Below are 11980 nucleotides of genomic sequence, written 5' to 3' on the forward strand. Positions count from 1 at the left end.
ATTTTCTTGACGATTCAGGTAAAAAAAGCCAGTATAGTGAGCAGTCAGAAAAATATAGAAAAATATTTTGCCGGCTGCGGGCGGGTAAGACCCCGTTGAAGAAAGGAGCGTACATATCATGAAAGTCGGTTATATGACCAATGCATTTGGCCCGCTGGTTGGACACGGAAACGGTGTGGTTGGCCCTAAGGATGTCCGCTATGTGACCATGTGCGATATGGAAGAGGCCATTAAGGCAATTGCGTCAAAGGGATACAATTCGGTTGAAATCTTTGATGGCAATTTGGATGATTACAAAGACGATCCCGATAAGTTATCAAACCTGTTGAAAAAATACGGCGTTACCCTGATGGGTGTTTATATCGGTGCCAGCTACATATATAAGGAAGTTCTTGACGATGAGCTTTTCCGCATCGAGAACACCTGCGAATTGGCCTCCAAATTGGGCGCCAAACACATCGTTTTGGGCGGCGGCGCTGTCCGAGCGGCTGGCATCAAGGATTCTGATTACGCTTTCCTGGCCACCGGGCTAGACAAAGCGGCTGAGATTGTCAAAAAATATGGAATGACTCCCAGTTATCATCCGCATCTGGGCTGTATCGTTCAGAGCCCTGAGCAGATCGACAAACTGTTCTCGCTTACTGATATTGCTTTCTGCCCGGATATTGCCCATCTGGTAGCGGGCGGCGGAGATGCTCTTGAGTTGATCCAGAAATACTACGACCGGATCAAATACGTTCATCTTAAAGACCTGAGAAACGGCGAGTTTGTTCCTCTGGGCACTGGCGAAATCGATTTGGAAGCCATCATTTCCTTCCTGAAGAGCAGAGGCTACAGCGGAGACTGGCTGGTGGAAATCGACGGGTATTCGGGTGATCCATGCGAAGCATGCGAGACATCCTATAAATATCTGCAAGGCAAATTATAATTGAACGGCGCCTTGTAAATTCAAAATAGGGGGAGAAAGAACAATGAAAATCAAGAAACTTTTGGCCATCCTGTTGGCAGCGACCATGGCAGTCGGCATGACCGCATGTGGAAACGGCGACGGAGATTCCTCCAGCGAATCTTCTTCCGAGCCGTCCTCTCAGTCCCAGTCTGACACAGGCGACGACGCTATCGCCGAGGCGCAGAAAGTTCTCAAGATCGAGGGCGAGAACACTGAGATCAAATCCACCGGTCCTAACGGTGAGACGGCTACACCCGCAACTTCTTTGAGCCTGACCGATGACGAGATCAAAAAAATCCGTGAGGGTGGCTACAAAGCTGGTATTTCCTTCCACTACGGCGGAAATGACTGGTCTGCTTCCCAGCTGCAGGGCCTGACCGATGCGTTTAAGGCTCTCAACATCGAAATCGTCGCCACAACCGACGCGGATTTCTCCGCTGAACAGCAGGTTGCCGACATCGAAACCATCATGGCGAAGAAACCCGACATTCTGGTTTCCATCCCGACCGATGCCACCGCTACAGCCGACGCATACCGCAGAGCTTCCGAGGCGGGCATCAAGATTGTGTTCATGGATAACGTTCCCACCGGCTTTACCGCTGGCACAGACTATGTCGGCACCGTCTCCGCTGATAACTACGGCAACGGCATCATCGCTGCTGACCTGATCGGTGAAGCGCTCAACGGCGAAGGCAAAATTGGCGTTATCTTCTATGATGTTGACTTCTTCGTAACCAATCAGAGACTGGAAGCGTTCGAAAAGACGATGGCTGAAAAATATCCGAACATCGAAATCGTCGCCAAGATGGGCTTCCAGGATGAAAACGCCTGTGATGTCGTGGCTGATGCCATGCTGACTCAGCATCCTGAAGTACAGGCGATCTTCGCTCACTGGGATATCCCCTGTGAAGGCGTCCTCTCTTCTCTGAGAGCAGCTAACCGCAGTGATATTCTCCTCAGCACTATCGACCTTGGCAACAACGTCGCCATCGAAATCGCGGAAGGCAATGTCCTCGGTTTGGGCGCTCAGCTTCCCTATGACCAGGGTGTCGCTGAAGCTATGCTCGCGGCTTACGCTCTGCTTGGAAAAGAAACTCCTGCTTACGTTGCAGTTCCCGCGAAACGCGTCGACCAGTCCAACGTACTCGAGGCTTACAAAGATGTCTACCACGTAGATCCTCCTCAGGCTCTCGTAGACGCTGCTAAATAATTTGTAAATCTGCTGAGCCTGCGGCTCTTGTCCTACATCAGTTTTTGTGATGGAAAGGGGTCGCAGGCTATTCTTTTCAAGAAATGAGTGGTGAAAATGAGTGAAACAATACTGGAGATGAGAGGGATCTGTAAATCATTTGCCTCGGTTCCCGTTTTGAAGAGCATCGATTTTACCTTGCAGCAAGGTGAGATCCATGCGCTGGTTGGCGGAAACGGCGCGGGCAAATCAACTTTAATGAAAATCATGACCGGTGTTTATACTAAGGATTCCGGTGAGGTTTACGTCAGAGGGGAAAAGAAGGAAATTCATAATACCACAGACGCGAAAAACAACGGTATCGCAATGATTTTCCAGGAACTCTCTCTAATTCAGACCATGACGGTGGCAGAAAACATTTTTCTCGGCCAGGAGCTGAGTAAATTTGGGATCCGCGATACCAAAACGATGAACAAAAAAGCGGAAGAAATTCTCAATAATCTGGGCATCGACGTAAGCCCGACGACGACTGTCAACCAACTGAGCGTCGGTATGAGCCAGATGATTGAGATTGCGAAAGCTTTGTCCAAGGATGCTAAAATTCTTGTTCTGGATGAACCTACAGCGTCTCTCTCTGATTCCGAGACGGCCCAACTGTTCCGGATCATGCGGGACTTGAAAGCTCAAGGCGTTTCTATGGTTTATATTTCTCACCGGATGAATGAGATCTTGGAGATTGCAGATTCGATTACGATTCTGCGGGATGGCCAGCTGGTGCTGACCGATTCGATCGAAAACATGAACTTGGAAAAAATTATCTCCCATTTAGTAGGCGGCGAATCTTCTCAAAAGAAGTTTGAGTGGGTGGAAAGAACGTATGATACGGATGGCGAAGATATTTTAGATATTAGAAACCTGAAGATCAACGACAAAATTAACGATATTTCTTTCTCACTTAAAAAAGGAGAAATCTTAGGCTTTGCCGGCCTGATGGGCAGCGGACGCACTGAAATTCTCGAGACCCTCTTTGGCATCCGTAAGAAACAGGGAGGGGAAGTCTATGTAGATGGGAAGCCAGTCCGTACCAATTCGGTTTCGGACGCCATCCGCAGCGGATTTGCCCTGATTCCCGAGGACCGCAGAAAACAGGGACTTGTTTTGATGCATACCGTGAAGGATAATGCTGTTTTGCCCATCCTTAAAAAGATGGTATACCGTCACACCCCGATTGTGAACGACAAGGCGGCGGACCAGATGACTACTGAAAACGTCAGTCAGCTAAACATCGTCACAAGCGGCATCAAGAAAACTATCAGTGAGCTGTCCGGAGGAAACCAGCAGAAAGTCGTTTTGGCCAAGTGGCTCAATATGAAGCCGCGTATCATGATGCTGGATGAACCGACGGCGGGTGTCGATATCGGTGCAAAATCTGAAATTATCGACATTATCCGCAAATTTGCTGATGAAGGAAACGCTGTATTGTTCGTTTCCTCGGAGCTCACCGAGCTAATGGCGGTCTGCGACCGCATTATCACCCTGTTTGACGGGCGCATCACCGGTGAAATCGCCCGCCGAGATATTCAGACGGAGGAGGAACTTCAAAATGCCATCCAACAATGTTAGTGCTACAGCACCCAAAACTCCATTTTTTAAGAAAATCCAATGGAGCAAATACATGGTGTACATCGTATTTGTAGTCGTACTTTTGCTTTTCGCCATTATCCTGGGCAAGGACTTCTTCAATGGAACCAACCTGATGAACGTCCTCAGACAGACGGCGATGATTTCGATTATGGCTGTCGCCGGCACCTTTGTCATCGCAGCGGGACAAATTGACTTGACTGTCGGCGCTGTAGCGGCTATGACGGCGATGCTGGTGGCGCTGATTCTCCAGACCACCAACTCGATTCCCCTTGCGCTTGTCGTTGGCATCCTCTTCGGTGTGGCTGTGGGCGCGATCAACGGACTGCTGGTTACTAAGCTGCGGCTCCCATCCTTCCTGGCTACTCTCGGCATGATGTACGTCCTGCGGGGAAGCGCCATGTGGATCACCGATACTAAGGCTGTTCCGATTAAAAACGGCACCTTCAACACCATCTTCGGCCAAGGCTATATAGGCGGAATTTCGGTTTTGATTTTCTGGACTATTTTGTTCTATGTTGTCGGCATTATTATCTTCAACAAAACGCCTTTCGGACGCCATACGTTGGCTGTCGGTGGCAATGAGACTTCTGCTGGCTACAGCGGCATCAAGGTGGTCAAGACCAAAATCATGATTTTCATGATGTCCGGCGCGTTCGCGGCGTTTGCTGGTATCCTTTACGCGGGACGTATGGGCTCTGGACGCCACTCCTTCGGCGATGGAGACGAAATGTCCGTTATCGCGGCGGTTGTTTTGGGCGGTACTGCAATGAGCGGCGGTGTTGGTTCGGTTATCGGTGCGCTAGTTGGCTCCATTTTGATGGGCGTTATCAACAACGGTCTGATTTTGGCGGGTCTGACAACCTCTCAGCAGACGGTTGTCAAAGGCGCAATCATCGTTTTGGCCGTTGCCATGAACAACATGGCCCAGCGGAAAAAGAAAGCATAAAAATACAGAAAAATATTCATAAAATATTAGCAAAAACAATAATTTTTCTTACCTATAAATAGTTGACAAAGGCTTTTTAGAGTGATATTATAAATATGAGGAAAAATTTACGCAAAACTTTCTGCGTTGAATTCAGTGAGAAAAAATGCCGTAATTTCAAGGGTTTATAGTAACTTATTAGGCTAAGTTTTCACAGGTATTGGCTGCGTTTTCACCTGTTTTCGGAAAAAAGGAGAAAACGCTTTAAAAGTACATTAAACACAATTGCAAATGGAGGTTTTTGAAATGAAAAGATTAAACGTTGCTCTGGTTGGTGCAGGCTTTATGGGCAAGGCTCACACCGTTGCTTACTCCAATATGCCGAAATTTTTCTGGCCGGCTCCCGCATATCCGGTGCTGAAAACCCTTTGCGACATCGACCCCAAAATCGCGGAAGATTCCTGCGAGAGATTTGGATATGAAAAATGGTGCACTGACTGGCATGATGTTGTAAATGATCCTGAGATCGACATCGTCAGTATCTGTACTCCCAACAACGCCCATGCTCCTATCGCTATTGCCGCTTTGAATGCCGGCAAACATGTTCTCTGTGAGAAACCCATCGCAAGCACCCGCAAAGACGCCGAGGCGATGGCTGCCGCCGCTGCTGAGGCTGCGAAGAAGGGCGTTATCTCAATGAACGCTTATCAGTACAGAAGAGTTCCCGCTCTGGTTCTCGCCAAGAAATTCATCGACGAAGGCTCCATCGGTAAAATCCTCAATGTCAGATGCACTTATCTCCAGAGCTGGTCCGCTGATCCATCCTCTCCGCTTTCCTGGAGATTCCAGAAAGAGATTGCCGGTGCCGGAACTTTGGGAGACATCGCTTCCCATGTCATCGACATTGCTCAGATGCTGGCAGGAGACATTGACTCCGTCGTTTCCACCGTTAAAACTTACATCACCGAGAGACCCGTTCAGGAAGGCGGAGTAGACCTTCTGGGTACTGTGAAATTGGGACCCGACGCCAAGAAAGCGCCTGTTGATGTAGACGACGAAAACTCCTTCCTGGTTAAATTTAAGAGCGGCGCTGTGGGAAGCATTGAAGCGACCCGTAACGCCTGGGGCCGTAACAACTTTATCACTGTGGAGCTCCATGGAACCGAAGGTTCTATCTGCTTCAACTACGAGCGGCTTAACGAGCTGCAAGTCTGCTTCGCCAAAGATCCCGACGACCGCCGTGGCTTCAAAACCATCTACACCGGTCCCGCCCACTTCTACGGCGAAGTTACTTGGAATATTCCCGGTATGAACATCGGTTATGGCGAACTGAAGACCATCGAAATCTACGATTTCATCAAAGCCATCACCGAAGGCAAACAGCCTACCACTAACTTCCAGGTTGGCTATCAGGTCGAGAAAGTTTGCGATGCTGTTATGAAATCTTCTGAATCCGGTAAATGGGAGCCCTGTGTATAAGAAAGGCTCTGTTGACGCCCTGTCTTTCTTAACATCGGCAATGATATGAGAATGTTGCAAAAAGGTCTTCCAACCTCTTCCTTAACATGCATATGCTCGTTGCTAGCTGCGGGCCTCCTAACGTTTGCATGCTGGCAACAGGCCATAGCGCTCAATTCGTTTATTTCCAGTTAAGGGTTCCATCATCCGGAACAAAAAGCACGAAGCGGTTTTCCTATTTCCGCTTCGTGCTTTTATTTGTTTGGAACCTGGAGAGTAGACGGGGAAACGATATTGATAAAATTTCGGAAGAGCGTATACTCATTAAATCTTTATTCATATGTGCTGTAAAAGGCAATCCTATAAAATTTGGTGCGTTGTTGTAGTTTTATGAGAAATAATGAAGGGCTTAGATTACAAACTGCTCGATGTAGCGTTTTGCTAAATCCAGAGAAGCTTCGACGCGTTCTTTGCTGCCTTCAAAGGCTTTGTCCTCAATTTCCAGGCAGGTATATCCATCGTAGCCGATGTCGGTGAGTGCGGATACATATTTACCCCAGTCTACATCGCCGAGGCCCGGCAGTTTCGGGGACATAAACGAAAGGGGAGTGGCCATGATGCCGCAGTCGTTAAGTTTGTCCCGGTAGACCTTAATGTCTTTATAATGGACGTGGAAGATGCGGTCTTTGAACTCGTAGATAGGTTTGACGTAATCAATCATCTGCCATACGAAATGGGAAGGATCATAGTTGAGGCCGAAGTTCTTGCTGGGGATGATCTCAAAGCATTTTCTCCAGATAGCCGGGGTAGTAAACAGATTCTGTCCGCCGGGCCACTGATCATAACCGAAGAGCATGGGGCAGTTTTCAATGGCAACTTTCACATCGTTTTCTTCCGCGAATTTGATGATGGGAGGCCAAACTTTCTTGAACTCCTCGATGTTTTCGTCGACGTTTTTCGTCTGCATCCGGCCGATAAAAGTAGTGACCATGCCAACGCCTAACTTGTGAGAAGCGATGATAACCTTTTTCAAATGTTCGATATTTGCGTTTCTTTTTTCCAAGTCTTCATCCATTGTATTGGGGTAGAAGGCCAAAGAGGAAATCTCTACGTTTTTCTTGGCGCAGTAGTCTTTGATGTATGCGATATTTTCTTCACTCATGTCATCCACGTTGATGTGGCTGACGCCCGCATACCTGCGTTCCGCTTTGCCGCCGGGCCAGCAGGCCATCTCGACGCATTCAAAACCGTGGCTGCTTGCGAAGTCGATGACTTCTTCAAAGGAATAGGTGTCTAAAATTGCGCTGACAAATCCTAATTTCATGCCGATCATTCTCCTTTTTCTGTTATAATACCATTTTAATACAAGGATTCACTAAAATTAGTGACCGCAAAGAAACTATTTTGTTAAGTTTTCCCCATCAAAAAAGAAAACGAATACATTTTTCTGTCTTTGCGCAAAATCCTTTATTCTTGTTTTTATCCTATCACATTTTTGTAAAAAAGTCAACGGAAAGGGGGCAAAATTTATGCCTTTTTCTGGTAAAACGCAAAAATTTTTCTATTTTTTATTGACAGAGTGGCTTTATCGCGTTAAAATAATAATAAAAAGCAAATTATAAAAATTGTGCAAAAATAAAAAGTATATTTTTGGGATTTTATTTATTTTATCTAGGATTGGGGATTCATTATGGCTACCATCAACGATGTCGCAAAAATGGCGGGGGTATCTGCCGCCACTGTTTCCCACGTTGTAAATAAAACCAGATATGTCAGTCCGGAACTAGTCAAACGAGTAGAGGACGCCATCGAAGCGCTGGAGTTTCCACCTAATTTTGTCATCAAGAAGAACAAGGCGGTCGCTCTGGCTACAAATCGCAAGTTTGTGGTTTTGCTGGCTTCAGATATCCACAACTCTTTTCAATTGGAAGTGGAGGAGAAAATAGAGCGAGGGCTAAAGCAGAGAGGCATCTCTCTGATTTCAGTGGATTATGGCAAAGATGGGGCAAAGCTGGAAATCTATCAGCAGCTTTTGCTCTCTTCCCCTGGCGCTCTGGGGGTCATTGTTTTTCCTGACGCAGATGAGACGGTGCTTACAAAGCAATTGGGCAAGTTGAAAATCCCCGTGGTATTGGTGGGGAAAGATATAGAGGGCTTAGGCGCAGACGTTATCACTTCCGATAATTTTGGCGGCGCTTATAAGGCGACTACCCATTTAATTCGAAGTGGGCACGAAAACATCGCTCTAATTTGCGGCAATCGGAACTCGGAATCCAATGTAGAGCGGATCAACGGATACCGCTCAGCGCTGGAGAAAAACAATATCAGCTTCGACCCCCGCTATGTGGTGTCGGATTTGACTACCGACGAGCAGATTTTCAGTGCACTGAAAACCCTGCTCTTAGGCTCAAACCCGCCCACCGCTATTTTTGCGGCAAATTACAAAACCATTATTGCCATTTTCCGGTTTATTGACGCCAACAATATTTCCTGCCCCAAAGACTTGTCCATTGTTGGATTCAACGACTTTGAGTGGGCGGCTTTGCTGGAACCTCACATTACGACAGTGGCTCAGAATACCGACAAAATTGGCGAACATGTGGTAGAGGAGCTCTTAAAGCATATTCAGCCCAGTGACGGAGGAACAGGCAGCTCTAAAGAAGATAACCGGGCTCATATCGTTGTCCCCACTGAGCTGCGGGTGCGGGCCTCCACTATCGGCATCGGCCGCGGGCCTTTTGGAGAAAAGGCAGCTTCTTTGGACCAGCTTCAGCTCACCGACGGTGAAAAAAAACAAATCCGGGATGGTAAATATACGGCGGCTATCTCTTTCCATTACACTGGAAAGGCTTGGATGAACCTTCACGAGCAGGGCATTAAAGATGTGTTCAACGCCTTAGGGATTTCCCTTTTGGCGGTGACCGATGCCCATTTTGACCCCGTGATGCAGTCAAAACAGCTGAATAGCCTGTTGTCGTTGGAACCGGATATTTTGATTTCCATTCCCACCGACAGTGTTAAAACCTCGGCGGCTTTCAAAAAAATTGCCGCCAGCAAAACAAAACTTGTGCTCATCACAAACGTGCCAAACGGCCTGACTCCCAAGGACTATGTCTCCTGTGTGTCGGTCAATGAACGTTCTCACGGGCGGCAGGCAGGACGCGGACTGGGTGAATATATGCGAAAGCATAATCTTAAAAACGTCGGCCTTATCAAACACGGTTCTGCCTACTACTACAGCACTATGCAGCGGGACAATGCCGCTGAACAGATCCTCATGGAAGAGTATCCAGAGCTGAATATCGTGGGTTCTGTATCCTTTGAGAATGAAGAAAACGCCTATGCTAAAACCTTGGAACTGATGAAGATGCATCCGGAGATTGAAGGACTCTATATCAGTTGGGAAGGACCGGCTATGCATGTGATGAATGCCTTAAACGACTTGAATCGTTCAGACGTAGCAGTGGTTACCGCCGACCTGGAATACGCTATGGCCCTCAATATGGCCAAAGGCGGCATGGTCAAGGCGCTGAGCGCTCAGCTTCCATATGAGCAGGGAATGGCCATGGCTTTGGCTGCGGCCGGCTCCCTTATCGGCAAGAAGGTTCCATCTTTTGTAGGCATCGAACCAGTTTACGTGACACCGGAGAATCTGCTGCGGGCGTGGGGGACGGTGTTCAAGGAGGACCCTTCTCATCAGCTATTAAATGCGCTGGAAGAAAACCCGAACCACGTGTCGGCCCATTAAAATCGATATAAAAGAGCGGGCATTGTCCAAAAAGGACGGTGCCCGCTCTGTTGTACTGCTATTTTTTCCCGGTGAGGATAAATGCAATCAACTTTTCTACATCCTCCAAGCCATCGTAGTCGCCGATGATTCCTTCCCGATGGTAGACAACACCATTTCGTTCATTTTGTTCCAGGCAGTCCAGCAGCGCCTCCATTCCATAACGCTGGACAAACAATTTAAAGGCGAGGGTTTTTGTTTTCATCAGCAGTCCCTTGGAACAGGCTTCGGGGCAGGCGTAGCAGCCGGATATGTTTTTTTCCATAGAACACCTGCGGTTTTCACACCATTCTTTGTCGGTACATTGGTCCGCGTTGCATCCGTCGCAGGAATCATTTTGCCCGCACAGACAGCACGCCAGCCCACATCGGGCGATCCCCATTTCTCGTTTCATTTTACTCTCCTTTCCGGAACAGAGGGGTGGGCGGTTTTTAGCGGTTCCACCGCTGCGCTATTCCTTCCAGCGAGAGATCAAACCGGATATACTGAGCGCCGTCCCAATGACAGCCCAAGTTTTCCAGCACGATATCCGCACCTTTATATGTTCCGCTGAACTTCTCATCAATAAGGCGATGAAGTTCGCGGCCAATAAAAGCGTAGCTTTCCTCGTAATGTTCCCGCAGGTTAAAGACGTCGATCTTCGGTTTATAGGCGGCGAAAAAGGTCTGCAAAGCATCAGCCTGGAAAAGCCAGTCCTGGACCACGTCGTGCATTTTGAATTCTTCGGATAGACGGTAGGCACCGCAGTCGCCGTCAAACCGATTGCGGTATGCGGCGATTACCGTCTGCGCCAAAACCACGCCCACGGTGTTCATGGCGGTGTTCCAGCCACCCACGCTCTGGACGCGGTGTAAAGTTCCGGAAACCAGAAGATAATCCATAAATTCTTTGTCGGAACCGTTAATGAAAGCCACGTCAGCCACGCCCACTGCCTTCTGCTGACAGTCGATATAATCGTTGATATACCGGATAAATTCGTCGGTGTTGATGTGGCTTGTAAAGGTCAAATCTTTGTGATCCTGAAAACAGCTGTCAATCATCTCTTTGCCGGGGGAGTGTACTGCCAGCATACAGTCGCTCTGGGTAGCGCTGTCCTCCACGATGCCTCCCAGGGAGGTAATCTGTGCCTTAATCCCTTCATTTAAAGGGCGGTCTTCGACAATGGGGATGACCAGAGGGCCCAGGGTGGAGGAATATCGGACATAGACCCGGGGCGTATAGGAGTTTATCCGGCAAAACACTCGGGCCAGAAGAACGCAGCCCAGCTCGTCAGCCCCTGGGTAGACCAATACCCGTCCCATGAGCCGGTGTTCTCGGATTTTTTCCGAAATCGCCATTTGGTCCAGCGCAGCGTAGCCATATTCTGCCGTGTCGTCTTTTGGGATGGTGAGCATTTCGAAAACGCCCTCATGAGTCAAGTCCACACAGGCCAGATTGACTGCCCTGTCCACTTTGCGGCGGGTGAGAAAATCGTTTAAATATTCCGGAGGGATGAGAGCAACTAGTTCGGTGTATTCCTTGCGTTCTTCGGCAGTGGCCTCACCTCTGCTCAGTTTATCCCGCAGTATGGTGTATGTCCAGATATCACGGCCGTGGGTTTCCCAGTAATCCGGATCCTCCATGGAGCCATTGTAGGCGGCCACTCGTGCGACGATACTGAAGGCATGGATTTCCAAAGTGGGATTTAAGGCCTTAAGCTTTCTAAAGTTGCCGAGAAGCCGCTCACAGTCCTCCATCGTGCGATGGTGAAGCCGGGAATTGAGGATATTGCCGTAAACCAGAGTGTCTACCGACAGAATGGCGTATTGGCATTGCCCAGCGTGGTCGAAAAGCCACTGCCAAAGGGCTTCGCAGTCGGCGGGATCTTTGCGGTATCCCATGATGGATTCTGGTGGGATTAGCAGGCGGATGCAGCCGCTCATTTGAGCCAGCTGCTGGGGGAATTTGTAGTTACAGGCCCGTTCGTCCAAAGGAACGTATAAAACGTTTGTCATGCTGTCAAGTCCTTTCCAAAGAGCTGATTTTCTT

At 48.4% G+C, this 11980-nt stretch carries 9 protein-coding genes; 6 read left to right on the forward strand and 3 right to left on the reverse strand.

The genetic code is table 11. The annotated features are described in order from the left end of the window. Positions 1 to 118 precede the first annotated feature (118 nt). From H8710_RS04030 to H8710_RS04050, 5 genes are all read left to right on the forward strand, one after another. Positions 119 to 928, forward strand: coding sequence for a sugar phosphate isomerase/epimerase family protein (locus tag H8710_RS04030; RefSeq protein WP_249294116.1), 810 nt, complete (start codon positions 119 to 121; stop codon positions 926 to 928). A gap of 43 nt (positions 929 to 971) precedes the next feature. Continuing rightward, positions 972 to 2159 carry a substrate-binding domain-containing protein gene (locus H8710_RS04035; RefSeq protein WP_249294117.1) on the forward strand — a complete coding sequence of 396 codons (1188 nt, stop codon included), beginning with the start codon at positions 972 to 974 and terminating at the stop codon, positions 2157 to 2159. Positions 2160 to 2255: 96 nt separating this feature from the next. Continuing rightward, the gene (locus H8710_RS04040; protein WP_249294119.1) at positions 2256 to 3761 is read left to right on the forward strand and encodes a sugar ABC transporter ATP-binding protein; all 1506 of its coding nucleotides are present in this window, start codon (positions 2256 to 2258) and stop codon (positions 3759 to 3761) included. Next, a complete protein-coding gene (locus H8710_RS04045; RefSeq protein WP_249294121.1) occupies positions 3742 to 4728 on the forward strand; it encodes an ABC transporter permease in 987 nt (328 codons plus the stop codon). Before H8710_RS04040 ends, H8710_RS04045 begins: the two co-directional genes overlap by 20 nt. A 285-nt stretch (positions 4729 to 5013) precedes the next feature. Then, on the forward strand, positions 5014 to 6186 hold the full coding sequence (locus tag H8710_RS04050; RefSeq protein ID WP_249294122.1) for a Gfo/Idh/MocA family protein: 1173 nt from the start codon (positions 5014 to 5016) through the stop codon (positions 6184 to 6186). Positions 6187 to 6574: 388 nt separating this feature from the next. On the opposite strand, the gene H8710_RS04055 is transcribed toward H8710_RS04050, so the two are convergent. Next, positions 6575 to 7489: a sugar phosphate isomerase/epimerase family protein gene (locus H8710_RS04055; protein ID WP_249294123.1), complete on the reverse strand. Its 915-nt coding sequence runs from the start codon at positions 7487 to 7489 to the stop codon at positions 6575 to 6577. Between the two features lie 366 nt (positions 7490 to 7855). On the opposite strand from H8710_RS04055, the gene H8710_RS04060 reads away from it, so the two are divergent. Then, entirely contained in the window at positions 7856 to 9913 is a 2058-nt protein-coding gene (locus H8710_RS04060) for a LacI family DNA-binding transcriptional regulator (RefSeq protein ID WP_249294125.1), read from the forward strand. A gap of 58 nt (positions 9914 to 9971) precedes the next feature. Here H8710_RS04060 and H8710_RS04065 read toward each other — a convergent pair whose 3' ends face one another. Further along, a complete protein-coding gene (locus H8710_RS04065; RefSeq protein WP_249294127.1) occupies positions 9972 to 10346 on the reverse strand; it encodes a DUF3795 domain-containing protein in 375 nt (124 codons plus the stop codon). Between the two features lie 37 nt (positions 10347 to 10383). After that, positions 10384 to 11946 (reverse strand): DUF4127 family protein, encoded by a 1563-nt coding sequence (locus tag H8710_RS04070; protein WP_249294128.1) that lies wholly within the window; start codon positions 11944 to 11946, stop codon positions 10384 to 10386. Positions 11947 to 11980 lie beyond the last annotated feature (34 nt).

Origin of the sequence: Fumia xinanensis (assembly GCF_014384905.1) — a bacterium.
Lineage (GTDB): Bacteria > Bacillota > Clostridia > Oscillospirales > Ruminococcaceae > Fumia > Fumia xinanensis.